14 protein-coding genes are annotated in these 15034 nt (G+C 62.9%); 7 read left to right on the top strand and 7 right to left on the bottom strand.

Going from position 1 to position 15034, the window contains the following annotated elements:
• Positions 1-36: 36 nt before the first annotated feature.
• Together H351_RS20010 and H351_RS20005 are read right to left on the bottom strand one after the other, a co-directional pair.
• Complete coding sequence (locus H351_RS20010) at positions 37-879, bottom strand: HpcH/HpaI aldolase/citrate lyase family protein (RefSeq protein WP_029255140.1); 843 nt, start codon at positions 877-879, stop codon at positions 37-39.
• A gap of 95 nt (positions 880-974) precedes the next feature.
• On the bottom strand, positions 975-1385 hold the full coding sequence (locus tag H351_RS20005) for a LapA family protein (protein ID WP_020969349.1): 411 nt from the start codon (positions 1383-1385) through the stop codon (positions 975-977).
• 102 nt (positions 1386-1487) lie between these two features.
• Here H351_RS20005 and rlmN point away from each other — a divergent pair, with 102 nt between their 5' ends.
• Positions 1488-2597, top strand: a complete 1110-nt coding sequence (rlmN, locus tag H351_RS20000; protein ID WP_019747992.1) for a dual-specificity RNA methyltransferase RlmN — start codon at positions 1488-1490, stop codon at positions 2595-2597.
• An 80-nt stretch (positions 2598-2677) separates the two neighbouring features.
• Here the strand turns inward: rlmN and H351_RS19995 are convergent, their stop codons facing one another.
• A complete protein-coding gene (locus H351_RS19995; protein ID WP_019747993.1) occupies positions 2678-2947 on the bottom strand; it encodes a DUF2631 domain-containing protein in 270 nt (89 codons plus the stop codon).
• Between the two features lie 120 nt (positions 2948-3067).
• Here H351_RS19995 and dxr point away from each other — a divergent pair, with 120 nt between their 5' ends.
• From dxr to H351_RS19970, 5 genes are all read left to right on the top strand, one after another.
• A complete protein-coding gene (gene dxr, locus H351_RS19990; RefSeq protein WP_029255141.1) occupies positions 3068-4225 on the top strand; it encodes a 1-deoxy-D-xylulose-5-phosphate reductoisomerase in 1158 nt (385 codons plus the stop codon).
• Positions 4226-4232: 7 nt separating this feature from the next.
• Positions 4233-5450, top strand: a complete 1218-nt coding sequence (locus tag H351_RS19985) for a M50 family metallopeptidase (RefSeq protein ID WP_020907377.1) — start codon at positions 4233-4235, stop codon at positions 5448-5450.
• Positions 5451-5537: 87 nt separating this feature from the next.
• Positions 5538-6695: a flavodoxin-dependent (E)-4-hydroxy-3-methylbut-2-enyl-diphosphate synthase gene (ispG, locus tag H351_RS19980; protein ID WP_007734888.1), complete on the top strand. Its 1158-nt coding sequence runs from the start codon at positions 5538-5540 to the stop codon at positions 6693-6695.
• A gap of 111 nt (positions 6696-6806) precedes the next feature.
• The gene (locus tag H351_RS19975; protein ID WP_029255142.1) at positions 6807-7643 is read left to right on the top strand and encodes a GNAT family N-acetyltransferase; all 837 of its coding nucleotides are present in this window, start codon (positions 6807-6809) and stop codon (positions 7641-7643) included.
• Between the two features lie 69 nt (positions 7644-7712).
• Entirely contained in the window at positions 7713-9527 is a 1815-nt protein-coding gene (locus H351_RS19970; protein ID WP_029255143.1) for a penicillin-binding transpeptidase domain-containing protein, read from the top strand.
• A gap of 4 nt (positions 9528-9531) precedes the next feature.
• On the opposite strand, the gene H351_RS19965 is transcribed toward H351_RS19970, so the two are convergent.
• The gene (locus H351_RS19965; protein ID WP_046378400.1) at positions 9532-10341 is read right to left on the bottom strand and encodes a LuxR C-terminal-related transcriptional regulator; all 810 of its coding nucleotides are present in this window, start codon (positions 10339-10341) and stop codon (positions 9532-9534) included.
• Positions 10342-10519: 178 nt separating this feature from the next.
• On the opposite strand from H351_RS19965, the gene H351_RS19960 reads away from it, so the two are divergent.
• Positions 10520-12142: an AMP-binding protein gene (locus tag H351_RS19960; RefSeq protein WP_029255144.1), complete on the top strand. Its 1623-nt coding sequence runs from the start codon at positions 10520-10522 to the stop codon at positions 12140-12142.
• A 57-nt stretch (positions 12143-12199) separates the two neighbouring features.
• Here H351_RS19960 and H351_RS19955 read toward each other — a convergent pair whose 3' ends face one another.
• From H351_RS19955 to H351_RS19945, 3 genes are read right to left on the bottom strand one after another with little or no spacing between them, the layout of a single operon-like run.
• Complete coding sequence (locus H351_RS19955; RefSeq protein WP_029255145.1) at positions 12200-12985, bottom strand: ABC transporter permease; 786 nt, start codon at positions 12983-12985, stop codon at positions 12200-12202.
• Positions 12960-13862 (bottom strand): 2-aminoethylphosphonate ABC transporter permease subunit, encoded by a 903-nt coding sequence (locus H351_RS19950; protein WP_019748000.1) that lies wholly within the window; start codon positions 13860-13862, stop codon positions 12960-12962. The genes H351_RS19955 and H351_RS19950 overlap by 26 nt, the downstream gene beginning before the upstream one ends.
• Positions 13859-15034, bottom strand: a complete 1176-nt coding sequence (locus tag H351_RS19945) for an ABC transporter ATP-binding protein (protein ID WP_020907382.1) — start codon at positions 15032-15034, stop codon at positions 13859-13861. The genes H351_RS19950 and H351_RS19945 overlap by 4 nt, the downstream gene beginning before the upstream one ends.

The raw sequence follows: 15034 nt of genomic DNA, 5'->3' as shown, positions 1-15034 counted from the left end.
CCTGACGTTTTCTGCACCGATTCAGTAGTAAAAAAATCAGTGATCGGTGGGGATGTGGAACAGGGTGGCGAGCTTGTGAATCTTCTTCGCCTTGGCGAGCTTGGGCAGGTCGCTGCCGTCGCGCACGCGTGAGCCGTCTTCGCCGAGATCGTCGATGACATTCTGAGCCCAGATCGCGTCGGCCACGGATGGACTCAGTCCCGCGTTGACGGGGGCAGTCTGCGCGGTGGTCATGCAGAGTTTGCCGGCCATACCGAGTGACAAGGTGATCGCACAGTCTCGGGCGAGCAGATCCAGATCGGGGCCGAGCGTGGGACCGTCGATCGGCGGAGCGATGCGTGCCGCGCGGCTGGCGATGGTGAGCCGCGAACGCGGGTACGACATCGACGTGGGGGAGTCGTCCATCCCAGTGTCGCGCCGGAAGTCGCCGCTGCCGAATGCGAGACGGAAGATGCCGTCAGTGCGTGCGATCTCGGGCGCAGCCTCGAGTCCCACCGCGGATTCGACGAGAGCAAGAATCTTGGTGCCTTCGGGAAGTCGCTCGGCCGTGGCGTCGGCCTGCTGACCGCTTTCGGTCTTTGCGAGCATGACACCCTCGAGTCCGGGGAGGCCCGCGAGTGCGGCCAGATCCTCTTCCCAGAACGGTGTCGTGGCGTCGTTGATCCGAACCCAGGCGCGATTGTGTTCGCTCAGGAATGCGGCGACATCGCGGCGGGCCGCCGGTTTGTTGGGTGCGGTGACGGCATCCTCGAGGTCGAGAATGACGGCGTCGGCCGCACTCGCGAGTGCGGCGTCGAAGGTGTCCGGTTTGGACGCGGGGACGAGGAGCCAGGATCTTGCCTGCTGTGGGGCAATTCGCGAGGTCACAGGTCTCTCCATGTGAGTAGTCACATCAGGGCCTTTCCGGTGATTTCCACGACATCAATGATGCCTGCTGGCCCATCGATCGACCCAATTGCGTAACTAGATTTCAGTCACATCTGCCGCTTCGCTGCGCGCCGGATCTGAATGATGCGAACCCCGCCTGCCAACGCCATGATCAATGCGCCCGCGATCGCGGAGAGCAGGATCGTGATTCCGAGCGGAAAGTCGATCTGCCAGGCGAGGATCTTGACGGAGACGCTCTCGAGGTTCTGCAGGATGAACACCAGCAGTAAGATCAGCACAATTGCGCCTATGACCAGGCCAACCCAGGTCGTCGCAGCTCTGGTTCGGTCGGTGACCGACGTTCCGGTCGGCACCGGTTCAGGCGTCGGTGTCGGTTCCGGATCGTGTTTTTCCACTGCCTTGTCCTCGCCCACCTTCGGAAGTTCCGGATCGGGACCGAAACCGTCGGCGGGGCCGTACACGGGGGAGTTCGACGGATCCTCTGGTGTGGTTGACATGACATGATCATCACGCAACCTGCGCAAAGTTGCACGGGTAATCCGGCCACAATCGGGTGGCAGTGGGGTAGCACCCCAAAACAATGGGACAATGGTGTAACTATGGCTGCCTCTCTTCCCCTCGTTTTCACTGCACCCAAGCGCGGAATGCCTCCACGGCACCTCGCCGATCTCGATTCCGCCGAGCGCAAAGAAGCGGTGAAAGAGCTCGGCCTTCCGGCTTTCCGGGCCGATCAACTCGCGCGTCAGTACTACGCGCGGCTCGAAGCCGATCCGGAGAAGATGACCGATCTCCCCGCATCGGTGCGCGAGAAGGTGGGGGAGTCGCTGTTCCCGACCTTGTTGACCCCGATCAAGCACCTCGCGTGCGATTCGGGCGACACTCGCAAGACCCTGTGGAAGGCACATGACGGAACGCTGCTCGAAAGCGTCCTGATGCGCTATCCCGATCGGGCGACGCTCTGTATCTCGAGTCAGGCAGGCTGCGGAATGGCCTGCCCGTTCTGTGCGACGGGTCAGGGCGGCCTCGACCGCAACCTTTCGACCGCCGAGATCGTCGATCAGGTTCGCGAGGCAGCGGCCGCAATGCGCGACGGTGATGTTGCCGGCGGACCCGGACGCCTCTCGAACGTCGTGTTCATGGGTATGGGCGAGCCATTGGCGAACTACAAGCGCGTGGTGGCAGCGGTACGACGGATCACTTCGCCCGCACCCGACGGCCTCGGCCTCTCTCAGCGGTCCGTAACGGTCTCGACCGTCGGCCTCGCTCCCGCTATCCGCAAGCTCGCTGACGAAGGCCTGAGCGTCACGCTGGCGGTATCGCTGCACACACCGGACGACGAACTGCGCGACACACTTGTGCCGGTCAACAATCGCTGGTCGGTGTCGGAGGTACTTCAGGCTGCCCGGTACTACGCAGACAAGACCGGTCGGCGTGTGTCCATCGAGTACGCGATGATCAAGAACGTCAACGATCAGCCGTGGCGCGCGGACATGCTGGGCAAGAAGCTGAAGAAAGCACTCGGCGGGTTGGTGCACGTCAACCTGATTCCGCTCAACCCGACTCCGGGTAGCGAGTGGGACGCGAGCCCCAAGGACGTCGAGCGTGAGTTCGTGCGTCGGGTCATCGCCCAGGGCGTCTCGTGCACTGTGCGCGATACGCGCGGTCAGGAAATCGCCGCAGCCTGTGGCCAGCTGGCAGCCGAGAACTGAAACCCTCCAGGCCTGAAAAACACATAAAGCGAAGGCCTCCACGAACTTTCGTTCGTGGAGGCCTTCTCTTTGTCAGGTCTCTAGCGCGGGCGGCGACGGATGACGATGTCGCGGACCAGAACGAAGATCATCAATCCGGCGGTGCCGATGAGCCACAGATCCTCGACCTTGCCGTGATGGTTTCCGATCATCATCAGAAGCAGGAATATCGCGAAGAACCATCCGAGGAAACGGAAAAACTTGAGTCCTTCACCACTCCACCCCCATGCGGCAGAGGGGACCTCGGCCTCATCGACGTGCGAGACCACGACGGGGGCGCTGGACTTGACGTCCAACTGGGTATCGGCCACGGTCGATCCTCCTGCTCATTCGGTTGCACTACTGCCCAATATGGTGACATACGACTGCCTGTCGTACGTAGTTGGGCGTCGATAAGGTTGTTCTCAGGTGTTATCAGGAACAATGGGCGAGTGCAGGAAACCACACGTACCCGCGTCCTCCTCCTCGGCAGTACCGGTTCGATCGGTACCCAAGCGCTGGAGGTCATCGCAGCCAACCCCGATCGTTTCGAAGTAGTCGGTCTCGCAGCGGGCGGCAACAACGTCGAGTTGTTGGGCGAACAGATTCGTGCAACAGGCGTCACCGACGTCGCCGTCGCCGATCCTGCAGCGGCATCGGCGCTGAAATCGGTAACCGCCCGTTCGGGACCGAGCGCCGTGACGGAACTGGTTCGGGACAGCGGTGCCGATGTTGTCCTCAATGCACTCGTCGGTTCGTTGGGACTCGAACCGACTCTAGCGGCGCTGAACTCGGGAGCGCGCCTGGCGCTGGCGAACAAGGAATCGCTTGTCGCCGGCGGAGCGCTGGTGACCAAAGCCGCTGCACCCGGTCAGATCGTGCCGGTCGACTCGGAGCATTCGGCGCTTGCCCAGTGTCTACGTGGTGGAACAGGCGACGAAGTGGCTCGGTTGGTTCTCACCGCTTCGGGTGGACCGTTCCGTGGCTGGAGCGCCGAGGATCTCGAAAGTGTGAATCCAGCTCAGGCAAAAGCGCACCCCACCTGGTCGATGGGGCCCATGAACACCCTCAATTCGGCAACTCTGGTCAACAAGGGCCTCGAGCTGATCGAGACGAACCTGCTGTTCGGGATCGACTACGACCGCATCGACGTCACCGTGCACCCGCAGTCGATCGTGCATTCCATGGTCACCTTCTTCGACGGGTCGACGCTGGCGCAGGCAAGCCCGCCGGACATGAAGCTCCCGATCGCTCTCGCTCTAGGCTGGCCGGACCGCATCGAAGGTGCTGCGTCGGCATGCGACTTCACCACCGCCTCCACCTGGGAATTCGAGCCGCTCGATTCGTCGGTGTTCCCCGCCGTCGATCTGGCGCGAAGCGCGGGCAAATCCGGCGGTTGCTTCACCGCGATCTACAACGCGGCCAACGAAGTGGCGGCTCAGGCATTCCTCGACGGTGTCATTTCCTTCCCGGCGATCGTCCGCACGGTGGCCGCTGTTCTCGACGATGCAGGTCAATGGTCCGCGGAACCGGTTACCGTGGACGACGTTCTGGCCGCAGACGGCTGGGCACGCACACGAGCGCGTCAGCTCGTGAAGCAGGAGGGCTAGAGCTTTCATGGTTTTTGCACTGGGCGTAGTGCTGTTTGCCCTCGGCATCGGCGTGTCCATCGCCCTGCACGAAGCCGGCCACATGTGGACGGCCAAGGCTTTGGGAATGAAGGTTCGCCGCTACTACATCGGCTTCGGACCGAAGATCTTCTCGTTCCGTCGAGGTGAGACCGAGTACGGCCTCAAGGCGCTGCCGCTCGGTGGATTCTGCGACATCGCCGGCATGACGGCTCTCGACGAGATGACACCCGAAGAAGAGCCGCACGCGATGTACAAGAAGGCGGCGTGGAAGCGCGTCGTCGTCATGTCCGGCGGTATCGCGATGAACTTCATTCTCGGGTTCCTCCTGATTTACGCATTGCTCCTCGGTTGGGGTCGAACTAGTTCGGAGCCGGCACCGCCTGTTGTCAAGGGCGTGACGTGTGTTGCTCCGACGCAACTCGGTCAGGATCAGGGGTGGAAACTCGCGGATTGCACCGGTACCGGCCCGGCGGAGGCAGCCGGAATTGCTGCCGGCGATCGGATCGTCGCGGTGGACGGTCAACCGACGGACACTTTCGCCAAGGTTTCCGCGGCGATCCGCGACAAGTCCGGGACAGTCACGCTCACAGTCGAGCGCGGCGACGAGACTGTTCAAGTTCCGGTCGACGTATCGCCGGTTGAGCGTTACGTAGCCAAAGAGGGCAGCACAACGCCGGAACTGGCAAAGGTAGGCGCTGTCGGAATCGAGGGTGTCAGCAATCTGATCGAGTACAACGCGCTCTCTGCTGTTCCGGCAGCCTTCGACTACACCGGACAGATCATGGTCGACTCGGTGAAGGCGTTGGCTGACATTCCGTCGAAGGTGGGGGCTCTGTGGGAGTCGATCACGGGCGGCGAGCGGGCGCTGGACACACCTATCAGCGTGGTCGGCGCCAGCGTGATCGGTGGCGAGGCCGCTGATCGAGCCGAGTGGCCGATGTTCGTCGGACTGCTCGCGTCGATCAACTTCTTCCTCGGTGTTTTCAACATCCTGCCGCTGTTGCCGCTAGACGGCGGTCACATCGCGGTGGTCTTCTACGAGAAGATCCGCGATTGGTTCCGCGCTCGCCGCGGCTTGATTCCCGGCGGCCCGGTCGACTACACGAGACTCCTTCCGATTACTTACGTATTCATCGTGATCGGTGGCGCGTTCATGTTGCTGACACTCACGGCTGACATCGTCAATCCGATCAAGATCTTCTGACCGTGTGAGCATGGCGACGGTTGCCGCGCGGTAGTGCGGCGATCTCCCGGCTAAACTTGCAGTGAAGCTATGAAAGAAGGCACAGACGTGACCATCCCTATCGGACTGGGAATGCCCTCGGCACCCGCAGCGATTCTTGCTCCTCGACGCAAGACACGGCAGCTGCAGGTCGGCACGGTAGGTGTGGGCAGCGATTTCCCCATCTCGGTGCAGTCCATGTGCACCACGAAGACGCACGACGTCAATGCAACGCTCCAGCAGATCGCGGAACTGACCGCGTCCGGTTGCGACATCGTCCGTGTCGCCTGCCCACGTCAGGAAGACGCGGACGCGTTGTCGATCATTGCGAAGAAGAGCCAGATCCCGGTTATCGCCGACATCCACTTCCAGCCGCGCTACATCTTCGCGGCAATCGATGCGGGATGCGCTGCGGTGCGCGTCAATCCGGGCAACATCAAGGAATTCGACGGCCGTGTCAAAGAGGTAGCCAAGGCTGCCGGTGATGCAGGCATTCCGATTCGTATCGGTGTCAACGCCGGATCGCTCGATCCTCGGTTGATGGAGAAGTACGGCAAGGCGACGCCCGAAGCGTTGGTCGAGTCCGCGCTGTGGGAGGCCGGGTTGTTCGAAGAGCACGGCTTCGGTGACATCAAGATCTCCGTCAAGCACAACGATCCGGTGATCATGGTCGAGGCTTACCGCCAACTCGCCGCGAAGTGCGATTACCCGTTGCACCTCGGCGTCACGGAGGCAGGGCCGGCGTTTCAGGGCACGATCAAGTCCGCGGTCGCCTTCGGAGCGCTGCTCGCGGAGGGTATCGGCGACACCATCCGGGTTTCGCTCTCGGCCCCGCCGGCCGAGGAAATCAAGGTCGGTAACCAGATTCTGCAGTCTCTGAACCTGCGCCCCCGCAAGCTCGAGATCGTGTCATGCCCCTCGTGTGGCCGTGCACAGGTCGATGTCTACACACTTGCCGACGAGGTCTCTGCCGGCCTCGAAGGCATGGAGATCCCGCTGCGCGTGGCAGTCATGGGTTGCGTCGTGAACGGACCGGGTGAAGCACGTGAGGCTGACCTCGGTGTGGCGTCCGGCAACGGCAAGGGCCAGATCTTCGTCAAGGGCAAGGTCATCAAGACGGTGCCCGAGGCGCAGATCGTCGAGACTTTGATCGAAGAAGCGATGAAAATTGCCGAAAGCATGGAGGGTGATGCTTCGGAGGGTGCGCCGGTCGTCACCGTGAGTTGAGTGATTGCCGGATGAATCTTCCCCGTCGGTGTCAGGTTCGTGGCAATCTGAGTGCATCATGATCGGGTAGTGATATTCGTGGACGCGCAGTCGAGTCGAGGGGGTTGACGGATGCTCAAACTCCTCGGAGCCAAGCAGGTCGGAAGTCGAGATCTCGAAGACGTCCGACGGGTACTCGACGCCGATCCGGTGGCCGCATGCATGATTGCCGCGCGCGTCGAAGAATGCGGTGTCGACCCACGAATGATTCACGGCGAGCTGTGGAGTCGAGGCGGGCCGTTGTCCTCGCTGTGCTTTGCCGGGGCAAATCTGGTTCCACTTCGAGGCGATCCGGATGACATTCGGGCATTCGCTGACCGCGCCTGTCGGATTCCGCGCATGTGCTCGTCGGTGGTCGGCCGCGCCGAATTGGCGTTGCCGCTGTGGGAGATGCTCGAGCTCGATTGGGGAACTGCGCGGGAGGTTCGCCCCGAACAGCCGTTGCTCGCGGTATCCGAGCCGCTGGCATGCCCGTCGGATCCACTGGTCCGGCAGGTTCGCTCGGACGAACTCGAGATCTATCTGCCTGCCGCGATCGCGATGTTCATCGAAGAGGTTGGCGTCGATCCGCGTGCAAACGACGGTGGGCGCGGATATCGACATCGTGTGGCAAGCCTGATCGCCGCTGGTCGAGCGTGGGCGCATATCGAGGAAGGCCAGGTCGTTTTCAAGGCTGAGGTCGGCTCGATGTCTGCTCGCTGTGGCCAGATTCAGGGCGTGTGGGTCAACCCGGAATTTCGTGGGCAGGGCTTCGGCGTGACCGGTACAGCGGCTGTAGCGGAGTCGATCATGGCGACCGGTCGCATTGCGAGCCTGTACGTCAACAGCTTCAATACGATTGCGCGGTCGACCTATTCGCGGGTGGGGTTCCGGCAGGTCGCGACCTTCTCGACGGTGCTGCTCGACTGAGCGTCCAAGCTGCGTGCAATGGTCGCGCCTACGCTGGGTGGAGCAATTGTCGCCCTACTATAGGGCTCGATGAACACTCGGCATTTCTCTCGTAGTCGCTCGGCCCAACTGTTGGCCTCCTGCACCGTGATTTTTTTGGCGGTGGGGATCAGTTCGTGTACTCCGAAACCCGCCGGCCCCGAGCCCGTCGCGCAGCAGTTCCTGAGTGCGTTCGGTGACAGGGACATCGACGAGGCAGCAAAAATGACGGACCGGCCTGATTCCGCGGGTCCTGTATTGAGTGACACCTGGGATGCGCTTCAGGCGGAGTCGATGACTGCCGAGACCACGTCGGTGAAGATGAACGGTGATACTGCGACGGTCGGCTACACCTACGAGTGGCACCTGCCGAAAGACCGCGTCTGGACGTACGACGGCGAGCTGCAGATGGGACGCAAGGACGGCGACTGGTCCGTCCGTTGGAGTTCGACGGACGTTCATCCGCGCCTCGGTGACAAGCAGACGATGTCGTTGCGGGCAACCGCGGCGCCGCGAGCGCGGGTCAACGAGCATTCGGGGACAGACGTCCTGGTGCCGGGAATCGTCTACCGAGTGAAGTTCGATCGCTCCAAGAGCAACGACATCATCGGTTCCGCGAACAGTCTCGCAAGTGTTCTCGGGCGGTTCGATGCGTCGCTGACCGGTCAGTCGATCGCCGAATCCTCGACGGCCGTCAAGGGTGACTATCTGGTGACGCGGCTGCGCAGTGATGACTACGACCAAGTTTCGGCGCAGTTGGGTGCGATATCGGGAGTATCGGTATCGGACGAATCGGATCTCGTGTCGACCGACCCGGAGTTCGCGCCTGACCTTCTCGGGCAGATCAAGAAGACGATCATCGACGAGGTCGACGGCAAAGCCGGCTGGAGTGTCGTCACGGTCAACCAGAACGGCGTCGACACCGATGTGTTGACCGAGACTGCGCCACAACCGGTTCCGTCGTTCAGTATCAGTCTGGACCGCAACATCCAGATCGCTGCTCAGCGCGCGGTGAACGTGAACAAGGATCAGGCGATGATGGTGGTGATCGAACCGTCGAGTGGCGCGATCCTGGCCGTCGCGCAGAACAAGGCAGCTGACCGCGACGGGCCGGTCGCGACGATGGGTCAGTACCCGCCTGGTTCGACCTTCAAGATCATCACGGCAGGTGCGGCAATTTCGACCGGTCAGGCGACCCCCGACACGATGGTGCCATGCCCGGGCCGAATCGAGATCGGCGAGCGCAGCGTCCCCAACTACAACGAGTTCGCACTCGGCACGGTGCCGATGGCAACGGCCTTCGCGCGTTCGTGCAACACGTCCTTCGCCAAGTTGGCCAGCGAGATGCGGGCAGACACGTTGACCACTGCGGCAGCGCAGTTCGGCATCGGCCAGGACTACAACGTGGTGGGATTGCCGATCGATTCCGGTTCGGTGCCGCCGGCGTCGGACCTCGTCCAGCGGACCGAAGACGGGTTCGGTCAGGGCAAGGTCGTGGTCAGTCCGTTCGGAATGGCGATGGCAGCTGCGACGGTCGCGAACGGTTCGACTCCGGTGCCGCAACTGATTTCGGGGCGCGAAACCACCATCGACGGTGAGCGCCCGGCGATCACGCCGGCCATGGTCGACGGTCTGCGCGGCATGATGCGACTCGTGGTCACGAGCGGTACTGCAGAACGCGTCGAAGATCAGGGTGAGGTGTACGGCAAGACCGGTGAAGCCGAGGTCGACGGGGGATCGCATGCGTGGTTCGTCGGCTATCGCGGCAACCTGGCCTTCGCCACTCTGGTTGTGCGGGGCGGAAGTTCGGACAACGCCGTCGCAGTCACCCGCGACATGCTCACCGCTCTGCCGGAGGGCTACTGACCCGTCAGGGGAGCAGTCCCAACCTGCGTGCGGTCACCACGGCTTCGTGGCGTGAGCTCGCGTCCAGCTTTCCCATCGCGCTTCGCAGATAGCTCTTGACTGTTTCAGGTCGAAGGGAAAGCCGTTGGCCGGCTTCGATGTTGGTGCAGCCGAGTGCGACTTGCGAGAGAACGTCCACTTCACGCGGGGTGAGCGCGACGTCGGATTCGGCGTCGGCGGTAGGCCGCAGCAGGTTGGCCAAACGCTGGGAAAGTCCGCGGAGCTTGGTCTGCAAGTCGGTGTCGGTCACGGTCTGGGCGACACTGCGTAGTTCGGCGTGGACTCCGCGGATCTCTTCCGAAGACATACCGTCGGCGGTGGTCGCGGCGGCGGCCTGAAGTAGTTGCAGGCGACGATCGACCTCGTCGCGGATGGCGAACTCCATCCCGAGACGCCGGGATGCGCTGACCATGACGTCTGCTGTGCGATCGCCGAGGGGAGCGGAGTCGCGGATCGCGGCGTAGAGGACCGCGCGCGATTTGCCGGACACCATGACCGGAACGGCGATGATCGAATGCAGGCCCTCGCTCAGAACAGGCCGGTCGAAGTGATGAGTGATGGACTGCGAATTGCCGTAATCGTTGACGGTGATCGGTGAACCCTGGGCGACGACGCGTCCGCCCATGCCCGAGCGCGGCGGGATGGCCAAGCCCTTGAGATTGTTGGTGCGGGTGCCGACGAATTCGCTCAGGTGCAGGGTTCCGTCCTGGACCTCGCCTCCGAACAGCACGGGAACAACGCCCTGAGCTGCAATTGTTCGGAGTTCACCTCGCATAGCGTCCCCGTCGCGGGGACGCAGAAGTGACGAAGCATGTCGATTCACGCAGGTACCCCTTTCTGGGGGTAGTGAAGTTCTCTTGTGAGCTAGATCATAGGGGGTGAACAGTACGTATGACGAGCCGCCAACGTAACCGGTCGGGCCAACCATACGACGATCGATAAGGAGCAAGTTGATGAGCACCGATCCCACCGCACGGGTGCGCGAGCTGCTGGACCAGTACGACACCCCGCATGCCAGCGCCGCAGAATTGCTCTGCGATCGGCATCCCGCGGATGGCGTTGCATTCACCGTCGTCGAGGCAGACCTTAGCTCGGTGGACCTCACTTACGGTCATCTACGTGAGCAGTCCGCGCGTTTCGCGGCAGCTCTGGCCGGCCTCGGAGTCGAGCCGGGTGACAACGTCGCGACCTTGATGGGCAAGTCTGCGGACCTCGTGGTCGCGCTCCTCGGAATCTGGCGCCGGGGCGCGGTCCACGTGCCCTTGTTCACGGCGTTCGCTTCGCCGGCCATCGCTTTCCGCTTGACGGCCAGTGGCGCGAAGGTGGTCATTTCCGACGCCAATCAGCTCGACAAGCTCGCGCCGGGCGAGGACATCCCCGCCGACGCAGCGTGGCAGGTCATCGTCGCGGGCGGCGCGGCCGGTGACGAGTTGGACTTCGATGCACTTGTCGCAGCTCAGGATGCCGAAGACCCGAAGGGCGCTGCTCAGGCAGTCGGCGGCAACGCACCGATGGTGCAGTTGTTCACCAGTGGCACCACGGGGACACCCAAGGGCGTGCCGGTTCCGGTGCGCGCGCTCGCGTCGTTCCATGCCTACCAGGAGTTCGGCCTCGACGTCCGTCAGGACGACGTGTTCTGGAACGCCGCAGACCCGGGCTGGGCGTACGGGCTGTACTACGCGTTGCTCGGTCCGCTTGCCGCGGGAACGCGAAGCATTCTGCTGCACGCCGGATTCTCCGCGCCGCTGACGTGGCAGATCATCGAGAAGTTCGGTGTCACCAATTTTGCCGCTGCTCCGACCGTGTACCGCAGTCTGCGTGCCGACAAGGCGCCCGTTCCGGAAGGCATCTCGCTTCGCCGCGCGTCCTCGGCCGGTGAGCCCTTGACTCCGGATGTTGTTGCGTGGTCGAAGAACTCGTTGGGCGTCGAGGTTCGTGATCACTACGGCCAGACCGAGCACGGCATGTTCATTGTCAACGCCTGGGCCGACGGACTCCGCGAGGACGTCCGTCCAGGATCCATGGGTCGTCCGTTGCCGGGCTGGTCTGCCGCTGTGCTGGAGGACAATTCGGATGACATCGCACCGGCTCGCACTCAGGGACGCGTGGCGATCGATACTCACAACAGTCCGTTGATGTGGTTCACCGGGTACGTCGATGCGCCGGAGAAGACGAAGCAGCGATTCAGCGAAGACGGTCGCTGGTACATCACCGGTGACGCCGGAATGACGGACGAGGACGGATTCTTCTTCTTCTCCTCGCGCGACGACGACGTCATCATCATGGCGGGCTACCGCATCGGTCCCTTCGACGTCGAGAGCGTGCTGGTCATGCATGAGCACGTCATCGAGGCGGCAGTGGTGGGCATGCCCGACGAGTTGCGCGGTGAGGTCCTCGAGGCGTTCGTCGTACTTCGCGAAGGTGTCGACGGTGACGACGAACTCGAGAAGGAACTGCAAACCCTGGTGAAGAAGAAGTTTGCAGCGCACGCGTACCCACGCACGGTGCACTTTGTTCCGAACCTGCCCAAGACCCCGAGCGGCAAGGTTCAGCGGTACATCTTGCGGAAGGGATAAACCCCTTGCTGTGCGCCTTTATTAACCGCGGGCGGTTAATAAAGGCGCACAGCAAGGTCAGCGCCGACGGATTCTGCCGACCACCATGAGGGCGATCAGGGTAACTGCAAGCAGCAGTGTCGTATTTGCTGCGGCAAGAAATACCTGGCCGCGGTCGGTGAGTCCGAAGATGCTGACCGGCAAGGTCTTCCATGTCGCCGGGTAGACCATGACCGTTGCGCCCAGCTCACCCATCGACAGTGCGATGGAAAGCCCGGCGGCCGCACCCAACGCTGGGAGCAGCAGCGGTAGCGTCACCCGCGTCAGCACCCGCACTGGGCCGGCGCCGAGTGATTCGGCAGCTTGACGGTAGGCGGGATCGAGCCGTTCGAGCGCGGCCGATACGGAACTGAAGGCAAAGGCAAGCACCAAAACCGTGTGAGCGAGAATCACGATCCACTTGGTGCCGCCGAGCAGTAGTGGGCGCTCGTTGAAAGTGATGAGCAGACCCAAGCCGATCGCGACCGACGGAACCGCAATCGGTAAATGGAATACGGCATCGGTGATGCGCCGCAGCCACATCGGTGCCTCACGAGAGGCCAGCGCGGCCCACGTTCCGACGATCAATGCCAATGCCCCCGCGATGAATGCAGTCTGCAAACTGACGATCAGGCTGGCGAAGTTCTCGTCGGACAGCGCCGTGGAGAAGTTCTTGCCGCCGAGATTCGACGGAAGTGGACCGGTCCACGATCCGGCCAAGGCAGCCGCGACGACGGTGGCGATGGGCGCGACAAAAACCACCGCGACGACGAGGGTGAAGAATCCGAGTACGAGAGCCCTAGAGCTTCGTGTCCACAGCAGCACGGCTGCCTCCCATCAATCTGTTGAAGGTGAATCGGTAGAGGCAGTACAGGCCGAGTGAGAGTGCGACCTGGACCGTCGCGATCACTGCCGCGCCGGGCAAGTCGAAGGTGACGATGCCGCGGGTGTAGATGAGGACCGGAAGAGTTACGACGTCTTTTGCTCCGGTGAAGAGCACGATGCCGAATTCATTCAGTGTCATCAGAAGTACGAGCGATCCACCGGCCAGGAGGGCTGGCCACGCTTCCGGCATCACCACCTGCCGCAGAACTCGGACGGGTGACGCGCCGAGACTGGCTGCAACGTCGAGCTGTTCACGCGGAATCTGGGTGAACGCGGCCAATAGCGGACGCACGACAAAGGGTGTGAAGAAGGTGATTTCGGCCGCGATGACTCCGAACGGAGTGTTCAGGAAATTCAGCGGGCCGCTCGCGTCGCCGGTGATGCTGATGATCAAGGCGTTGACGGCGCCGGCCGTGCCGTACAGAAACGTGAACGCCAGCGTGATCAGGAATGACGGCAGGGCGAGCACCGTGTCGATCAATCGCCCCACCACCTTGGATCCGGCGAACGGAACGAAGGCAAGCACCAAGGCGAGGAAGGTTCCCAGGATCAGGCACCCCAGGGTCGACGCCACGGCGATCTGGATGGTCCGCCACAGTGCGGTTCGGAACAGTTCCGAACCGAGCACGGAGGACCACGTGGACAACCCGGTGCCGCTTCCGGTGCTCAGCGATTCCGTGAGGACACGCGCAGTGGGATAGACAGCAAACACGAGGACAAGAAGCAGTGGCGGTAGCGTCCACCCGATCCGGCGCCACGGGATCGGGTCTTTGTGCTGGGGCACAGCGGTTTCGGGGCGTTCCAAGGTTGTCGTCATGGGTGGCGATCCGCCGGAACCAGGACACTGCCGTCCGTGGGCAAGACGACGCCCACTTCGGTGTCGACCGGTCGTTCGTCGTGCCCTGGAACATCCGCGTCGACGCGGACGTCGTCGAGGCCACGGACAGCCAGCGTCAGACGCGTCGTGGAACCGCGCCAGACGCTCGAGACGATGCGCGCCGGGAATGATCCTCGTGCGCCGACGCCGGTTACGCCTACCGCGTGTGGACGAACACACAGGTAGGCGTCCATGTCGGACTCCCATTCGATGTGCCCGATCTCGGGCTGCGGGGCGTGAGCGGTGAACGGCGTGCCACCGATCGAGACCAGTGCGGAGGTGCCGATGACGCGTGTGACGGTGCAGGGCAACAGGTTGGCACCCCCGAGGAAGGCCGCGGTGAAGCTGGACGGCGGGCGTTTCCACAAGGCCTCGGCGGTGTCGATGTCCGCGAGTCTGGCGTTGCGCATCACTGCGATTCGGTCTGCGAGCGCCAGGGCTTCACTCTGATCGTGCGTCACATAGAGCATGGCTGTGTCAGGTAGTGCGGCGCGCAGTCTCGCCAGTTCGCCGAGCATGCTCTCGCGAAGTTGCGCATCCAGGGCGGCCAGTGGTTCGTCGAGGAGGAGTACTCCAGGGCGAATTGCCAAGGCTCGGGCGATTGCGATTCGCTGCTGTTGACCGCCGGAAAGCTCACGGGGAAGGCGCTTTCCGTACGCCGACATCCCGACCATGTCGAGGGCTTCGGCTACGCGAGGGCCGATCTCCGAGCGCGGCACGCGATGGGCTCGGAGTCCGAAGGCTACGTTCTCGGAAACTCGCATGTGCGGGAAAAGAGCGTACGACTGAACGACGACGCCGATACCGCGTTGTGCGGGAGGCAGATTGGTGACGTCTCGGGTGCCGAGCTTGACGGAACCGGACGTGGGGCGGACAAATCCCGCGAGGGCCTTCAGGGCGGTCGACTTGCCGGATCCACTGGGCCCCAGCAGTGCCACAGTTTCACCCGGTGCCACTCGCAGATTGAAATCGACGAGTGCATGGGTTGCGGTCTTCCCGCGGCCGTAGGCGACGTTGACGCGATCGAAGGTGATGGCCGGAGCGGAATGTTCGATCGCTCCGTGAACACCGACGGTCTCGGGGAGCGTCCGCCCCAGTCTGGTTCTTGCCAT

The organism is Rhodococcus erythropolis R138 (assembly GCF_000696675.2).
GTDB classification, from domain to species: Bacteria; Actinomycetota; Actinomycetes; order Mycobacteriales; family Mycobacteriaceae; genus Rhodococcus_F; species Rhodococcus_F erythropolis.
Note: the sequence above shows the minus strand (reverse complement) of the source record. Positions and strands in the feature narration are given on the sequence as shown.